Origin of the sequence: Alishewanella sp. SMS8, assembly GCF_030737935.1 — a bacterium.
GTDB lineage: Bacteria > Pseudomonadota > Gammaproteobacteria > Enterobacterales > Alteromonadaceae > Alishewanella > Alishewanella maricola.
On record NZ_JAPJEA010000003.1, the window covers coordinates 481,145 to 496,318 of the forward strand.

At 47.1% G+C, this 15,174-nt stretch carries 15 protein-coding genes; 10 read left to right on the plus strand and 5 right to left on the minus strand.

The features are described from left to right. Positions 1 to 48: 48 nt before the first annotated feature. Positions 49 to 627, minus strand: coding sequence for a PilZ domain-containing protein (locus ORJ01_RS12640; protein ID WP_306178319.1), 579 nt, complete (start codon positions 625 to 627; stop codon positions 49 to 51). Between the two features lie 108 nt (positions 628 to 735). Between ORJ01_RS12640 and ORJ01_RS12645 the strand changes: the two genes are divergently transcribed. The 3 genes from ORJ01_RS12645 to ORJ01_RS12655 are packed head-to-tail and all read left to right on the plus strand — an operon-like array spanning position 736 to position 3,843. Further along, positions 736 to 1,935, plus strand: coding sequence for a lipoprotein-releasing ABC transporter permease subunit (locus ORJ01_RS12645; RefSeq protein ID WP_226750029.1), 1,200 nt, complete (start codon positions 736 to 738; stop codon positions 1,933 to 1,935). Beyond that, positions 1,928 to 2,608, plus strand: a complete 681-nt coding sequence (gene lolD, locus ORJ01_RS12650) for a lipoprotein-releasing ABC transporter ATP-binding protein LolD (RefSeq protein WP_226750028.1) — start codon at positions 1,928 to 1,930, stop codon at positions 2,606 to 2,608. The genes ORJ01_RS12645 and lolD overlap by 8 nt, the downstream gene beginning before the upstream one ends. Beyond that, on the plus strand, positions 2,605 to 3,843 hold the full coding sequence (locus tag ORJ01_RS12655) for a lipoprotein-releasing ABC transporter permease subunit (protein ID WP_306178321.1): 1,239 nt from the start codon (positions 2,605 to 2,607) through the stop codon (positions 3,841 to 3,843). The genes lolD and ORJ01_RS12655 overlap by 4 nt, the downstream gene beginning before the upstream one ends. Positions 3,844 to 3,910: 67 nt before the next feature. Here ORJ01_RS12655 and ORJ01_RS12660 read toward each other — a convergent pair whose 3' ends face one another. Beyond that, complete coding sequence (locus tag ORJ01_RS12660; RefSeq protein WP_306178322.1) at positions 3,911 to 4,444, minus strand: DUF2062 domain-containing protein; 534 nt, start codon at positions 4,442 to 4,444, stop codon at positions 3,911 to 3,913. Positions 4,445 to 4,640: 196 nt separating this feature from the next. On the opposite strand from ORJ01_RS12660, the gene ORJ01_RS12665 reads away from it, so the two are divergent. Genes ORJ01_RS12665 through tcdA form a run of 7 tightly spaced genes read left to right on the plus strand, consistent with a single transcriptional unit; the run spans position 4,641 to position 11,880 of the window. Then, a complete protein-coding gene (locus ORJ01_RS12665; RefSeq protein WP_306178323.1) occupies positions 4,641 to 6,692 on the plus strand; it encodes a ComEC/Rec2 family competence protein in 2,052 nt (683 codons plus the stop codon). A gap of 35 nt (positions 6,693 to 6,727) precedes the next feature. Then, on the plus strand, positions 6,728 to 8,479 hold the full coding sequence (gene msbA / locus ORJ01_RS12670) for a lipid A export permease/ATP-binding protein MsbA (protein WP_306178325.1): 1,752 nt from the start codon (positions 6,728 to 6,730) through the stop codon (positions 8,477 to 8,479). Beyond that, positions 8,476 to 9,474, plus strand: coding sequence for a tetraacyldisaccharide 4'-kinase (gene lpxK, locus ORJ01_RS12675; protein WP_306178326.1), 999 nt, complete (start codon positions 8,476 to 8,478; stop codon positions 9,472 to 9,474). The genes msbA and lpxK overlap by 4 nt, the downstream gene beginning before the upstream one ends. Further along, positions 9,449 to 9,646 (plus strand): Trm112 family protein, encoded by a 198-nt coding sequence (locus ORJ01_RS12680; protein WP_226750022.1) that lies wholly within the window; start codon positions 9,449 to 9,451, stop codon positions 9,644 to 9,646. The genes lpxK and ORJ01_RS12680 overlap by 26 nt, the downstream gene beginning before the upstream one ends. Then, positions 9,634 to 10,389: a 3-deoxy-manno-octulosonate cytidylyltransferase gene (gene kdsB / locus ORJ01_RS12685; RefSeq protein WP_306178327.1), complete on the plus strand. Its 756-nt coding sequence runs from the start codon at positions 9,634 to 9,636 to the stop codon at positions 10,387 to 10,389. Before ORJ01_RS12680 ends, kdsB begins: the two co-directional genes overlap by 13 nt. Beyond that, on the plus strand, positions 10,382 to 11,083 hold the full coding sequence (locus ORJ01_RS12690; protein ID WP_306178328.1) for a pseudouridine synthase: 702 nt from the start codon (positions 10,382 to 10,384) through the stop codon (positions 11,081 to 11,083). The genes kdsB and ORJ01_RS12690 overlap by 8 nt, the downstream gene beginning before the upstream one ends. 11 nt (positions 11,084 to 11,094) lie before the next feature. Then, positions 11,095 to 11,880, plus strand: coding sequence for a tRNA cyclic N6-threonylcarbamoyladenosine(37) synthase TcdA (gene tcdA, locus ORJ01_RS12695; protein ID WP_306178329.1), 786 nt, complete (start codon positions 11,095 to 11,097; stop codon positions 11,878 to 11,880). Here tcdA and ORJ01_RS12700 read toward each other — a convergent pair. The 3 genes from ORJ01_RS12700 to gltA all read right to left on the minus strand — a co-directional run bounded on the left by ORJ01_RS12700 (position 11,877) and on the right by gltA (position 15,069). Next, entirely contained in the window at positions 11,877 to 12,368 is a 492-nt protein-coding gene (locus ORJ01_RS12700; protein ID WP_306178330.1) for a SufE family protein, read from the minus strand. The genes tcdA and ORJ01_RS12700 overlap by 4 nt on opposite strands. Next, the gene (locus tag ORJ01_RS12705) at positions 12,323 to 13,540 is read right to left on the minus strand and encodes an aminotransferase class V-fold PLP-dependent enzyme (protein ID WP_306178331.1); all 1,218 of its coding nucleotides are present in this window, start codon (positions 13,538 to 13,540) and stop codon (positions 12,323 to 12,325) included. The genes ORJ01_RS12700 and ORJ01_RS12705 overlap by 46 nt, the downstream gene beginning before the upstream one ends. Before the next feature lie 257 nt (positions 13,541 to 13,797). Beyond that, entirely contained in the window at positions 13,798 to 15,069 is a 1,272-nt protein-coding gene (gene gltA, locus ORJ01_RS12710) for a citrate synthase (RefSeq protein ID WP_226750016.1), read from the minus strand. Positions 15,070 to 15,174 lie beyond the last annotated feature (105 nt).

A 15,174-nucleotide genomic window follows, 5' to 3' on the forward strand; every position in this document is an offset into this window, starting at 1 on the left:
TATCCTGATTAATCGCGTTGGCTGTTACAGTGATTTGGCGCTGCTAGTTCAGCGCTGCTCCGCTTTTAATTTTAATTGTCGGGCTTGCTGCTGCAAACTGGCGCGCACTAGCAATTCGCGATCTTCATCACGGATCAGTTTAAACACCACTTTGATCAGATAGCCATCTGTGGTTTGTTCAGCGCTTAATACTTGACCAAAACAAAAAACCGCCCCAGCATTGTCAGCAAGAAATAACTTCACTTCAACTGCTTGCAGTGCTGGCATGGCGCTATCAGTCTTAAAGGTGAGGCCAGCACCACCGTAGCTTTGCGTATGATGGCGATACGCCGCAACATCTTGTTGTTGTAAAACGTAATGCAGCAGCAAATCGAGTTTTTTTGCTTGCTGTTGCAAGTAGTTCGCTAACTCTTCGGCTAATTCACCGACGCGTTGTAACGAGCGCAGTGCATTCATATTCAGTTGGCCCACATTCCCGGCTAACAAAAAAGGCTCGGGGATGGCCGCCGTAAAGTCTGCTTCGCTTGGCAGAGGCGTACTCAGTGGTACCACATTAATGGCAATGCGATGCTCAACTTTGAAATACTGTTGAAAATCTTCGGCTAGGCTATCCAGTTCAGAGCTCATCTGGGTTCTCCCGGGTTGGTGCTTGTCATTGCACCGAATTATCACTATTATCGGCACCACTTTTGCGCTAATTTATCATCTAACCTAGGTAAAGTCCTGAAAATTCACATGCACCTTCCAGTCAGCCTTTTTATTGGCTTACGTTATAGCCAAAGTCGCAAGGGTAATGCCTTTATTTCGTTTATCACCCTGTTTTCTGTTGCCGGTATTTTACTTGGGGTGATGGCGTTAACCATTGTCAGCTCGGTTATGAACGGCTTTGAGGCGGAATTAAAGCGTCGCATCTTAGGCGTGGTGCCCCATCTTATTGTGGAAGCGCCACAGGGGGATACCCGCTGGCAACAACGCTTACAACAACAAGCCAAGGTGTTGGATATTACCCCATTTCTGCAAACTGAAGCCTTAGTGCAAGCGCCTCGGCAATTAACGGCCGTGATGCTGCAAGGCTTAACACCTGAGCAGTTACCGCAGTTTTTAAGACAATCTTTAGCACTGGGCGATTGGCAAACATTAAGCGAGCAGCGTTATAGCATCATGCTCGGCCGCGGTTTAGCCGAACAGCTGGATGTGCATTTAGGGCAACAAATTCGGGTACTATTAGCGCAAGGTGGCAGCCATACGCCCTTAGGCTGGATGCCACGCCAGCGCTTATTTACCGTCGCTGGAATTATTGATACCGGCTCTGAAGTGGATAGTGTTATCGCGATCACGGCGCAAGAAGATTTAATGCGGTTATTGCCGGTTGCCGAGCGCACGCCGAGTTGGCGGGTCAGTTTATTAGAGCCTTTTCAAGCGCCGTTGTTAGCTGAGCAATTATCAGCTGATACGCAAATAGGCTCAGTGCAAGATTGGCGGCAGAGCCATGGAAAATTATTTGCGGCAGTGGCCATGGAAAAAGCCATGATGTGGCTGATGTTATTACTGATTGTCGCTGTGGCGGCCTTTAACATTGTATCAGCCTTAGTGATGATGGTTACCGAGAAACAAGCAGAAGTGGCGATTTTAAAAACCCAAGGCATGACCGACCGCGCGCTATTTTTTGTGTTTGCCATACAAGGTTTATTTAACGGGTTGCTCGGTGCTGTGCTTGGTGTGATAGCTGGCGTGTTAGTCAGTTGGCAGCTTAATGCGTTATTAGATCTGTTCAATTTCCAAGTTGCAGGCGGTATTCAATTACCTGTGTTAATGGATGCCAGCCAAATTGCCACCATCTTCATTAGTGCTATTGGCTTAACCTTGCTCGCCGTGTTGTATCCAGCTTGGCGTGCGGTAAAAATTAATCCGGCGGAAGTATTACGCGATGAATAATGTTCTTGAAGCCTCTCAAATTTGTAAAACTTACCGTGATGGCCAGCAGGTCACCGAGGTGTTGCATCAGGTTAATTTAACCATTGCCAAAGCTCAAATGGTGGCCATTGTGGGCAGTTCAGGCTCTGGCAAAAGTACCTTATTGCATATTTTAGGCACTTTAGATACGCCAGACAGTGGCAATGTGCAGATCGCTGGGCAACAGATTGCTAAGCTCAGCGCCAATCAAAAAGCCAGCTTGCGTAATGAAAAACTGGGTTTTATTTATCAGTTCCACCATTTGTTAATGGATTTTACGGCGGTCGAAAACGTGGCCATGCCCTTACTGATCCGTGGTCAAGCCCCTGTCGAAGCGAATGCCGCCGCCACCGCTTTGCTAAGCCGTGTGGGCTTGGCGCATCGTTTAACCCATAAGCCGTCTGAATTAAGCGGCGGCGAGCGGCAACGCGTTGCTATTGCTCGGGCATTGGTGACTAAACCCGCTCTAATTTTAGCCGATGAGCCCACCGGTAATTTAGATCAGCAAACCGCAGAGTCTATTTATCAATTGTTACGTGAGCTTAATCGTGAATTTGCCACCAGCTTTGTGGTGGTGACCCACGATCGTGCCTTAGCGGCTCGCTTAGACAAACACTATTTGATGACAGATGGTCGTTTGGAGCCTGCGCCATGAATGCTCTCGTTTGGCAACTGGCGCGACGTTATCGCAATACTCGCCATACCAGTGGCTTTATTCGCTTTATTTCGGCTTCATCGACCTGGGGTATTGGCTTAGGCGTAGCGATTTTAATTTTAGCGCTGTCGGTGATGAATGGTTTTGAGCAGGCACTAAAACAGCGTTTGTTGGCGGTGATCCCGCATGTTGAATTAGAGTCAGTGGAAAATAACTTACAGCAATGGCAAAGCAAGCTACCGCGCTTAAGCGCTGTAAAAGGCGTAATAGCGGGCGCACCTTATATTAAAGCCAACGGCATGCTGCGTGCTGGGAGCCAAATTAAAGCGGTACAGCTGCGTGGTATTGATTTGCAACTTGAACAGCAACTCAGTGACTTCGCCACTTACTTACAAAGCGGCAGCCTAGAGACCTTGGCGGCAGAGCAAGTTGTGCTAGGCAGCGGTATTGCCGCGGCACTGGGTTTGCGGGTCGGTGATAATGTGCAATTAATGCTTCCTCGTTTTACCGATGATGGTCGTTTAGCCAGTTATTCTAATCGAGTGCTGAGTGTCAGTGCCATTATTGGGGTGGGCGGGCAACTCGATTATAGCCAAGCGTGGCTGGGTTTGGATGCATTAGCCGATTTTTTAGCTATGCCAGAAGACACCGTACACGGTTTAGCCTTTCGTTTAGACGATATCTTTGCGGCACCGGCCATGGCACGGCAACTCGGGCAGTTGTCGGATGATTATGTCTATCTGCTCGATTGGTTTCGTAGCCAAGGCCATGTTTATCAAGATATACAAATGGTGCGCGCCATTTTATATTTGGTGTTGTCGCTGGTGATCGCCGTGGCCTGCTTTAATATTGTCGCGACCTTGGTGATGGCTGTGCGGGAAAAAGAATCGGATATTGCCATTTTGCTAACCATGGGCATGCGACCGGCGGCATTAATTAAAACCTTTATGTTGCTAGGCTGGCTAAATGGTTTGGTTGGCACCTTAGGCGGGGCCGTTGTTGGCGTGTTACTGGCACATTACATTGAGCCGATCTTTGCTTTTGTAACCTCGACAATTGGCAAATCGTTATTAGATCCGAGCATCTACTTTATAGATTACGTGCCGTCGTTATTGCTGTGGCAGGATGTGGTCGTTACGGTGCTGTTGGCATTGGGCTTAAGTTTATTATCTACGCTGTATCCGGCATTTCGTGCTAGTCGGGTGCAACCGGCAAACGTGCTGGGACAACGATAACAACCCCCGTTGTGTTTTATTCACACTTTTTAGTGACTCTCTGCCTAAAGCAATACTAATTAAACCCTTAGTTTTGTTTTAGGCGATTTTTATGCCGTAACAAGCGCGCAAGTTTTTCTTTCTTTACCGATAAACGCCATAACCAGTCAATGGCAAAATAGCCAACAATGCTGGCGGTAATGCCCATTAATAAACAGCCGGTCAGTAAAGGTTTACCGATGGTTTGCATGCTATGCCACAACCAACCAAACGAAGCTTCAAAAGCAAAGGGCTCGGCAGGTGCTTTAAGTACCACACTGCCAATTAGATAACAGAGATACAGCATCACCGGCATGGTGAGCGGGTTTGAAATCCACACTAACGCCACACTTAACGGTAAATTAACGCGTAAGGGTACGGCCATCAGCGCCGAGAATAGCATTTGAAAAGGAAAGGGCATCCAGGCCCAAAAAAGACCGACAGCAAAAGCGCCGCGCGCAGAGCGGCGGTTTAAGTGCCATAAATTACCATCGTGCAGCATCGAACCGAACAGATTTAATAACTTCATCTGCTTGATTTTTTCTGGAGATGGTAAATATTTCTTAATAGTCTTCTTTGGCATTACAACCTATTTACGAAAAGTAAACATGCAACACTTTTGCACAGGTGTATTAGCTGGCTGCCTATTGTCGTTATTTTTACCGCTTCCGCCAGCTTTTTTTCAATATATTTTTCTAGCGGCTTTTCTAGTCAGCTGCCGCTTTCGGCTGTTTTTTTTAGCCGGTTGCAGCGCGTTTATAGTCAGTTGGCATTGGCAGTTGTCTGCATACTGGCAGGCACAAAATGCGTTGTTAAACTCAGCAAGCAGCTATCACGATGTGCGGATTGTCAGTTGGAGCGATCACGGAATTGGTGATTTAACAGTGAAACTGCAACTACAGCAAAGCTCATACAATCAGTATCTGCTCTCTGTGCGCTGGCGACAAGCTCCAAGCCTCGAAAATAATCAACTTTGGCGTTTACCATTAAAATTGCGACCGGTAGCACAGAGTTGGACTCCACTGTCTCGGCCTCGTTCGCTGCAAGCCTTATTGCAAGGTGTGATTGGCGAGGGATATGTGTTGCCAGAGCAGCCAACTATCTTATTTCAGGCCCCTGCGTCAGCCAGAGAAACCATCATTACCCAGCTAAAAACGTCGACTGCATCCCTTAGCAGTGCACCATTGCTTTTAGCGTTAACTGTAGCAGAGCGACAATTTGATGCGCAATTGTGGCAAGGGATCCGGCACAGTGGCTTGGGACATATTTTAACTATCTCGGGTTTACACCTTGGCTTAGTCTATGGTTGGAGCCTGTTGTTATTTAGCGGGTTGTTGCGCCTTAGCCCCTGGCGATTTAAAGTGGAGCTGGCTTTATTACTCAGTTTGTTGCCGGTTTTAGGCTATGGCTGGTTGGCTGGTTTTACCATCCCAACATTACGCGCGGCCGTGGCCTTGGCTATTTTTGTGCTGAGCCGATTATTACTGCGCCCCTTAGCCAAGTCTCAAGCGTGGTTGCTGTTATTGGCATTATTGCTCCTGGCCAATCCATTGTGGTTACTCAGTTATAGTTTTTGGTTGTCGATGTTAGCCGTAGGCTGCATTGTGTTACTGCTGTGGTGCTTAGCCCCTGCAGCGCCACAGCGCTGGGCAAAATTACGTTACTGGTTGCGGTTTCAATTAGCATTAACCTTGTTAATGTCATTTATTAGTATGGCTTTTTTCTCGGGTGTTAGTGTCTTATCCATTCTCTCTAATCTGTTGTTTGTCCCTTGGTGTACGTTGCTCGCGATCCCGTTTTTATTGATCACGGTCTGTTGGAGCTTGGCGGGCTTGCCTTATGTTCAATGGCTCTGGCAGTTAACCGATGGGTTGTTTATTCCCTTAATGATTTGGTTAGAATGGAGTGGCTCTCAAGCAGTTTGGTGGAGTTTACCTCAGCTCTCCCCCCTGACGGCGTTTTTACTGTCTGGGGCCTTAGCAATGCTGCTAGCCTGCCGTGTAAAGGGCTCTCTGTGGCTGTTATGGCTTACTGTGGTGGTATTAATGATCTGTTTACCGGTGAATGTTCACCCGCAATTACAGCTAATCGATAGCGGGCAGCGCACGGTATTATTATTACAGAAACCTCATAACGCCATCTTATATTTAGATGCCCCTGCGACACAGTTGGAAGGGCTGGTACGCCAGCAGGTATTACCTTTGTTACAACAGCAACGGTTGCGGCAATTGGGGCCGGTCATTATACCGGCACTTGAGCGAGAAATGGCGCCAGCCTTGGCGTTAATTCAACAAGCTTATCCAATGGCAAAATTTTACAGTGCGGTAGCGGCATTACCAGAAGTGCAGACCTGTACTGAATTAGTTGCAGCTTATCCTGACATTGGCTTTCGGCATTGGTTGTTAGCTAAAACCGATCCCTGTGTGCTCAGTGTTGATATGGCAGGCTGGCAATTGTTGTTGCCAGGTAAGTTGCAACAAGCTCAAGAGCGGGCATTATTGCAGCAGTATGCTGATTTAACCGCGGATATTTATTTACTGGCAGATTATGGGCGCGCCAACGCTAATTCATTAGCTTTTTTACAAGCTTTAGCGCCACGGCAATTGCTATTAGCGGCCAACGCACAAGGGCCTTATACTTATCCACAAGCTGGCGTGCAACAACGGATTAACTTATTGAATTTACCGCTGTATCATACTGGGTTACAAGGCAGCTTGCAGATTGAATTTACGGCTGAAAAACTGCGCATTCGCCAAGAAAATAGAGAAAAACACTACCCTTGGGCAGAAAAGCCGACAGCAATAGCTGAAACCTCTGCCTCAACACGCTAGAATAGCCAGATGATAACGATAAAAGGTTTAGAATTTTGCAGACAGAGCAAACAACGTCATCGGCGGTTTATCGTCGGTTACTCAGCTATTTAAAACCCTACCGCTTAGGTTTTGTCGCCGCCATTATCGGCATGGTGGGGTATTCAGCGGTAGATGCAGGTTTTATTGCCTCGGTACAGCCGTTTATTGACCGCGGCATTCAAGAAAAAGATACTGAATTTTTACGCCTAGCGCCTTTAGTGGTCATTTTGATGTTTATCTTGCGTGGCATTTTTCACTTTACCGCAACCTATTGTATTAGTTGGGTGGGTAATCAAATTGTCAAAGACATGCGACAGCAATTATTCAGCCATATGATGCGTTTACCGGTGAGCTTTCATGATAAACATTCTACCGGTGAGCTGATCTCTAAAATCACCTATGACTCAGAGCAAATCAAACAATCTTTAACCAAAGCCTTGATAGTGTTGGTACGTGATGGCGCCTTGGTACTGGGTTTAATTGGTGTGATGTTTTGGTATAGCTGGCAGCTCTCGTTAATCTTCTTTTTAATTGCACCTGTGATCGCTGTTATTGTTAGCTTTGTCTCGAAACGCTTTCGCAAGTTAAGCCATAAAATTCAACATGCGATGGGCGGCGTAACGACCGCTTCTGAACAAATGCTCAATGGGCATAAAGTCATTTTAGCCTTTGGTGGCCAAGCGGTTGAAGATGCGCGTTTTGAAGAAGTGAATAATCAAACTCGCTTACAAGGCGTGAAAATGGATGCCACCTCGGCCATTAGTTCTGGTGTGATCCAACTGATCGCCTCTTTTGCCCTGGCTTTTGTGGTGTTTATGGCCAGTCAACCGGAAATGCTTAATACTCTAACCGCCGGTATTTTCTCTGCCATCGTCACGTCGATGGTCATGTTATTAAAGCCACTAAAACAATTAACCACGGTAAATAGCGAGTTTCAACGCGGTTTAGCCGCCGCCGCCAGTATTTTTCGAGTTATGGACGAAGCCGCGGAGCGGGAAACGGGAACCATTGAATTACAGCAGGCCAAAGGCGACATCGAGTTTAAACATGTCACCTTTAACTATCCTGGCCATCAGCAGCAGGTTCTCGACGATGTGTCCTTTCACGTGCCTGCAGGTAAAACGGTGGCGTTAGTGGGGCGTTCAGGCAGTGGTAAAACCACCATCTCCAGTTTATTACCGCGGTTTTATGAGGTAGAGCAGGGCGAGATTTTAGTGGATGGTCAAAACATTCAATTGTATAGCCGCAGTTCTCTGCGTCATCAAATCGCCGTAGTTTCTCAGCATGTGATGCTTTTTAACGATTCAATCGCCAATAACATTTGTTACGGTATGGCAGAGCCGGTCAGTCGCGAGCAATTATTGGCAGTTGCCGAGCAAGCACATGTGTTGGAATTTGCTAAGAAGATGCCTGAGGGACTCGATACACAAATTGGTGAAAACGGCGTCAGTTTATCTGGTGGCCAGCGCCAACGTATTGCTATTGCTCGCGCGTTATTACGCCAAGCGCCAGTACTGATTTTAGATGAAGCCACCTCGGCTTTGGATACAGAATCTGAACGCAAGATCCAAGCTGCTCTTGATGTGCTGTTAAAAGGGCGCACCAGTATTGTGATTGCCCACCGCTTATCAACCATTGAAAATGCCGACAGCATTATTGTGATGGATCAAGGTCGTATTTTAGAGCAGGGCACACACGCCGAATTATTAGCGTGTGATGGTGTTTATGCTTCGTTACATAAATTGCAGTTCGGCTCTGAAAAATGACCGCACTGGAGCGTGGCTGGTATCAAGGTCGATGGTGGTGTTATTTACTGGCGCCATTTAGCCTGTTGTTTTGGTTATTGTCGACCTTGCGCCGCACGTTATTTCGCCGAGGCATTAAACGCCATTATCGTTTAACGGTGCCGGTTATTGTTGTCGGCAATATTACTGTTGGCGGTACGGGTAAAACGCCGTTTACGTTATGGTTATGCCAGTTATTGCGCGAGCAGGGCTTTACCCCGGGCATTATTAGTCGGGGCTATGGCGTAAAATTAACGGCGCCACGTTTAGTTACCGCTAACTGCATGGCAAATCAGGTGGGAGATGAGCCACTCTTATTGGCTCAGCGCAGTGGTTGTCCAGTGGTCGTGTATCCGGATCGTGTTAGCGCCGGCCAACATTTGCTGTCACGTTGCCCCGACGTCGACATTATTATCTCTGATGATGGCCTACAGCATTATCGATTAGCGCGCGATCTAGAAATTGTACTGATTGACGGTCAGCGTGGTCTGGGGAATGGCTGGTTACTGCCAGCAGGCCCCTTGCGCGAGTTGCCTTCTCGTTTAGCCTCAGTAGATTTTACGGTGGCAAACAGTGGGCCATTAGACGGTGTTGATGGCCACATGACATTAACCGTTGTTGCTGCGCGGCCCCTTTTGGCTGAGCAACCGGCCTTAGCGATGTCGACACCGGTTCAGTTAGTGGCGGCAATTGGCAATCCAGCACGTTTTGCTCGTTCGGCGCAAGAGGCCGGTTTTAACATTGCAGGGCAGCATTTCTTTGCCGATCACCATCCTTTTAGCCCTGACGATTTTACCGATTTGACACCCCCGCTGTTAATGACGGAAAAAGATGCGGTAAAATGTCGTTCTTTTGCCAAAAGCGGTTGGTATTATTTAGCCGTTCAGGCGCGGTTAGATCCCCAATTTACTGAACAACTTAGCAAAAAACTTAACTTATTACGGAGTCAATATGGCCATGAATCTGGCATTGATTGATATTTTGGCCTGCCCGGTATGTAAGGGTAAATTAAAATATGACAAAACAGGCGAACGCTTGATCTGCACCTTTGATCAACTGGCTTATCGTTTAAGCAATAACATCCCGGTGTTACTGGCCAATGAAGCAACGCCATTAAGCTCAGAAGAGTGTGAAAAATGGCGTTCATAGTCGTTATTCCTGCTCGCTACGCCAGCTCTCGCTTACCAGGTAAGCCGTTAGCGGATATTGCAGGACAAAGCATGATTGAACGTGTGTATCGACAAGCGATACAAAGCGGTGCCGAGCGCGTGCTGGTAGCGACCGATGATCATCGGGTTGCCGCTGCAGTGCACCAGTTTGGCGGTGAAGTGTGCATGACGGCGGCCAGTCATAATTCTGGAACGGAACGCTTGGCCGAAGTGGTCACTCAATTAGGTTTAGCTGCAGATGATATCGTGGTGAATGTGCAGGGCGATGAGCCTTTTATCCCACCGCAAATTATTCGTCAGGTAGCAGAGAATTTAGCGCTGCAACAAAAAGCTCGGATGGCCACTTTAGCCGTGCCGCTGCATGATCTTGCTGAGCTGAAAAATCCGAATGTGGTGAAAGTAGTAACCGATCATGCTGGTTACGCCTTATATTTTAGTCGTTCAGCCATTCCGTTTGACCGTGACGATCGTTACCGTGATGCCCTTGCCACACATTATCGGCGGCATATTGGCTTATATGCGTATCGTGCGGGTTTTATTGCCGATTACGTGGCGTGGCCAACATCAACCCTGGAACAAATTGAAGCGTTAGAGCAGTTACGAGTGCTGTGGCAGGGGGAAGCCATTCATGTGGCGACAGCCATAGAAACGCCGGCGGTTGGCGTTGATACCGCAGAAGATCTGGCGCGAGCCATTGCTTTTGCTACGCAACAACATGTTTAAACCACTGACTATCGTCGATAGTACCGCAGATTTTGTGGTTATTAATAAACCCGCGGGCTTAAGCTTTCATTCGGAAGAGGGGCCGGGGGTCGTGGCAATTGCCGAGCAACAGTTAGGCGAAAAGCTGTTTGCGGTGCATCGATTAGATAAAGTCACCTCGGGTTTATTGCTGTTGGCGCGCAATGCTGTTGCAGCTGCAGAATTTACTCAATTATTTAGTCGTCGGCAAATCCAGAAATGTTACTTGGCTTTAAGTGCGGCACGGCCTAACAAAAAACAAGGTTGGGTGAAAGGTGCCATGCAGCCTGGCCGGCGTGGTGGTTGGAAGTTAACTTCGGCACAACAAGCTTTAGCGGTCACGTATTTTGTTAGCCAGGGCTTTGATAACTTACCGTTTCGCGCTTATTTACTGCGGCCTTATACTGGTAAAACACATCAATTACGCGTGGCGTTAAAAAGTCAGGGTGCGCCTATCCTAGGCGATAGCTTATATGGTGCTGCAGAGGCCGACCGCGTTTATCTGCATGCCTATGCCTTGGCGTTTCATTTTGCTGGTAAAGAGTATCAATATCAATTATTACCCGACAGCGGTGAGCAGTTTCTGGCGTTAGTGCATCACGGATTACCCGGATCGTGGCTAACACCATGGCAATATGCTTGGCCCGCGGCACCTAGCTTGCCGTTTGAGCGTTAACAGGAAGAAGTATGTCAGATTTTAATACGCGTTTTGCTGGCATTGCGCGTTTATATGGTCAGCAGGCCTTAGCAAAATTTCAGCGATCACATGTGGTGGTGATCGGTATTGGTGGCGTCGGAAGCTGGGCTTGTGAAGCTTTAGCGCGCTCAGGGATCGGTGAGTTAACGCTGATCGATTTAGATGATGTGTGTATCAGTAATATCAATCGGCAAGCGCATGCGCTAACCGATACAGTCGGCCAAGACAAAGTGGCGGTGATGGCTGAGCGGATCTTACAAATTAATCCAGAGTGTAAAGTGAATCAAGTTGCTGATTTCATTGCCTCGGATAACTTAGCGAGTCTATTACCAGCTAATGCAGACTATGTGTTAGATGCGATTGATGCTGTTAAAGCAAAGGTCGCATTAATTGCCTGGTGCAAACGCAATAAAATGCCACTTATTACAACCGGTGGGGCCGGTGGGCAATTGGATCCAACGCAAATTCAATTGGCTGATTTAACCTTAGCGTTTAATGACCCGTTGTTGGCGAAAGTACGCAATATGCTCAGGCGCGACCATCAGTTTACCCGAAATCCCAAACGGCGTTTTGGTGTGGATTGCGTGTTTTCTACTGAACAATTACGTTATCCACAAGCCGACGGCAGTATTTGCCAACAAAAACCCGACAACACAGGCAGTATGCGCTTAGATTGTAGTGGCGGCTTTGGCGCCGCTATGGTGGTTACGGCAACCTTTGGTTTGGCCGCCGTGTCGCGAATTTTAGTCAAGTTGCAGCAAAAAGCCGCCGTTTAATGGGCGGCGACCACTTCTTTTATTCGATTGACCATCGCATTTAAGCCATTGCCTCGAGATTGGCTTAAATAGGGTTTCAAATTCAAACTATCAAAGCTGCGCTGTAAATCCAGTGTAGAGATTTCTTGCCGCGTCATGCCATTAACAAAGCATAACATGATGGCCAGTAACCCTTTGACGATGCGGGCATCGCTGTCTAACACAAAAAAGTGTTGTTCGGTGCGGCTATCATAGTAGTGCAGAAGCCAAGCCCGACTTTCGCAGCCTTTAACTAGCCACTCATTTTGGCGCATTTTTTCTGGGATCGGCGGTAATTTTTTACCTAACTGCATCAATAAACGATACTTACTTTGCCAATCTTGAGGTTGTTGTAACTGTGGCAAATCCTGTTGCCGGATAGCCGTAAGGGCTGTCGCAGTATCCGTAATAAGTTGTGCCATGGTCATACCGTAAGGATCTCCACTGCCTGAGCCAATGCTGCTAAACATTGCTCAACTTCGGTTAACTGATTATAAGGTGCAAATGCGAAACGCAGCGCGCCTGGCGCGGCTAATTGTTCAAATAAGGGCATAGCACAATGACTGCCCGCGCGCACAGCAATGTGTTGTTCGTTCAGCAATGCCGCGACATCGGCAGGGTGTTCACCTTGAATGTTCAAGGTCACAATACCGGCATTATCGTGGCGAGACGATAACAATTGAATGCGAGGGATATGCTTTAAGCCATTATGAAAAGCCTTTAATAACAGGCCTTTATAACTGTTTATTTGTTGAGCGTCAAACCCACTAATAAATTTAATGGCCTGAGCAAGGCCCTGCGCGCCTGCAATGTGCGGGGTACCCGCTTCTAAACGGGCGGGTAAGCTGTTAAAGCGACTGCCACTAAAGCTAACATGCTCAATCATTTCACCGCCGCCATGTAACGGTGTCAGTCGTTCTAAGAATGCTCGCTTGCCATACAACACTCCGATCCCGGTTGGCCCATATAACTTATGCGCTGAGAAACAGTAAAAGTCGGCAGGCAATTTTTGTACATCGGGTCGTTGCCAAGCGATGCCTTGAGCACCATCGACGATGGTCATGGCCCCGGCCGCTTTTGCGTCGCTTAACATCTGTGCTAAAGGCAAAACATTGCCAAGTGCATTAGATACTTGGGTAAGACTGACAATTTTTGGCTTGCGCTCTAACAGTGTTTGATAGGCGGCTTGATCAAGTTGTCTGTCAACGGTTAATGGGATCACATCGATGATAACCCCATGCTGTTGACAATGCAGTTGCCAAGGTACGATATTCGCGTGATGTTCTAAGGCCGAGATTAAAATACGATCACCGGCTTGCAATATGGTATGCATTAAGCCAAAGGCTAATTGGTTAAACGCCGCTGTGGTACCACTGGTAAAGACAATTTCGGCAGGCTCGGCGGCATTAATAAACTGCTGTACCGTGCGTCTTGCCTCTTCAAATTGGCTTGTTGCCTGTTGGCTTAACTGATGCGTTCCGCGATGCACATTGCTATTGTCATGCTGATAAAACTTTACCAGGCTATCAATGACGACCTGAGGTTTGTGTGTAGTTGCTGCGTTATCAAGGTAGATCCAAGTGGGTTGTTCACGAAAAAAAGGGAACTGTTGACGAAAAGCGGCGGCATCAAACACAGACATGTCGGGAAGCTCAAGACAAAAACAAGGCGACTATTATGCCTAAAGCCACCCCTTTTAGCGAGAAGCACCTTTTAATGAGCCTAATAAAAGCGTCATTACTCAGGCGTGTTGGCGATTTTGGCAATTTTTGCTGCATTAGGCTAAGGTAAAAGTATTAAAGTAGCCGAGATTACTTTGCAATGATGAGCCAATTGACTGCGCTAAAAACGAAAAAAGCGGCCAATGGCCGCTTTTAAGCTGCTGCTTGCCAGAGCAAATTACTTTTTGTAATCGCGTGCGGCATGGCCAGTGTATAGCTGACGTGGACGACCGATTTTGTGGCCTTTGTCTGCTAACATCTCGTCCCAGTGTGAGATCCAACCCACTGTACGTGACATCGCAAAGATCACCGTAAACATACTGGTAGGAATACCAATAGCTTTTAAGATGATGCCTGAGTAGAAGTCAACGTTAGGATACAGTTTCTTCTCGATGAAGTACGGGTCAGATAACGCAATGCGCTCTAATTCCATGGCGACATCTAATAGTGGATCTTTAATGTTAAGTTCGGTTAATACTTCATGACAGGTATCACGCATAACTTTGGCACGTGGGTCAAAGTTTTTATAAACGCGGTGACCAAAACCCATCAAACGGAAAGAATCATTTTTGTCTTTGGCTTTAGCTACAAATTCTGGGATACGGTCAACAGAACCAATTTGTTGTAACATTTTTAAACAGGCTTCGTTGGCACCACCATGTGCAGGCCCCCATAAAGAGGCAATACCTGCCGCAATACATGCGTAAGGGTTAGCACCAGATGAACCGGCTAAACGCACGGTAGAAGTAGAAGCATTTTGCTCGTGATCGGCGTGTAACATGAAAATCCGATCCATTGCTTTGGCTAATACTGGGCTAACTTTATAGTCTTCAGCGGGTACAGAGAACATCATGTGTAAGAAGTTTTCTGAGTAGCTCAGTTCATTACGTGGGTAAACGAATGGCTGACCGGCAGTATATTTATACGCCATCGCGGCAATTGTTGGTAATTTAGCAATCAAACGATGAGCGCTACGGGTACGTTGTTGCGGATCGTTGATGTCTAAATCAGAGTGATAGAACGATGACATCGCGCCAACCACACCACACAGCATCGCCATTGGGTGTGCATCAACACGGAAACCTTGGAAAAATGCGGCGATTTTTTCGTGAACCATCGTGTGACGAGTAATGGTTTTAACGAAGTTATCATACTGCTCTTTTGTGGGTAATTCGCCTTCTAATAACAGGTAGCAAGTCTCTAAATAGTCTGATTTATCAGCGAGTTGCTCTATTGGGTAACCGCGGTGTAACAAAATGCCGTTGTCGCCATCGATGTATGTGATTTTCGATTCACAGGAGCCGGTAGACATAAAGCCCGGGTCAAACGTGAAATAGCCCTGTTGACCTAGTGTACGAACGTCAATCACGTCAGTGCCTGCCGTACCAGAGTAGATCGGTAACTCAAAGGTTTTACCATCAATCTGTACGACGGCTTTTTTATCTGCCATTGGATTTCTCCTACTGTTTTTTTATGGGATATTAGGGTTAAGGGTATTCTACTCGCAAACCGCACCTGAAAGTCAATTCTAAAGGCTAATCAATTAATAAGTATT

Coding starts and splice junctions, on each gene's coding strand:
- ORJ01_RS12640 (WP_306178319.1), bottom strand. CDS start 627: ATGAGCTCTGAACTGGATAGCCTAGCCGAAGATTTTCAACAGTATTTC.
- ORJ01_RS12645 (WP_226750029.1), top strand. CDS start 736: ATGCACCTTCCAGTCAGCCTTTTTATTGGCTTACGTTATAGCCAAAGT.
- lolD (WP_226750028.1), top strand. CDS start 1,928: ATGAATAATGTTCTTGAAGCCTCTCAAATTTGTAAAACTTACCGTGAT.
- ORJ01_RS12655 (WP_306178321.1), top strand. CDS start 2,605: ATGAATGCTCTCGTTTGGCAACTGGCGCGACGTTATCGCAATACTCGC.
- ORJ01_RS12660 (WP_306178322.1), bottom strand. CDS start 4,444: ATGCCAAAGAAGACTATTAAGAAATATTTACCATCTCCAGAAAAAATC.
- lpxK (WP_306178326.1), top strand. CDS start 8,476: ATGACCGCACTGGAGCGTGGCTGGTATCAAGGTCGATGGTGGTGTTAT.
- ORJ01_RS12680 (WP_226750022.1), top strand. CDS start 9,449: ATGGCCATGAATCTGGCATTGATTGATATTTTGGCCTGCCCGGTATGT.
- kdsB (WP_306178327.1), top strand. CDS start 9,634: ATGGCGTTCATAGTCGTTATTCCTGCTCGCTACGCCAGCTCTCGCTTA.
- ORJ01_RS12690 (WP_306178328.1), top strand. CDS start 10,382: ATGTTTAAACCACTGACTATCGTCGATAGTACCGCAGATTTTGTGGTT.
- tcdA (WP_306178329.1), top strand. CDS start 11,095: ATGTCAGATTTTAATACGCGTTTTGCTGGCATTGCGCGTTTATATGGT.
- ORJ01_RS12700 (WP_306178330.1), bottom strand. CDS start 12,368: ATGTTTAGCAGCATTGGCTCAGGCAGTGGAGATCCTTACGGTATGACC.
- ORJ01_RS12705 (WP_306178331.1), bottom strand. CDS start 13,540: ATGTCTGTGTTTGATGCCGCCGCTTTTCGTCAACAGTTCCCTTTTTTT.
- gltA (WP_226750016.1), bottom strand. CDS start 15,069: ATGGCAGATAAAAAAGCCGTCGTACAGATTGATGGTAAAACCTTTGAG.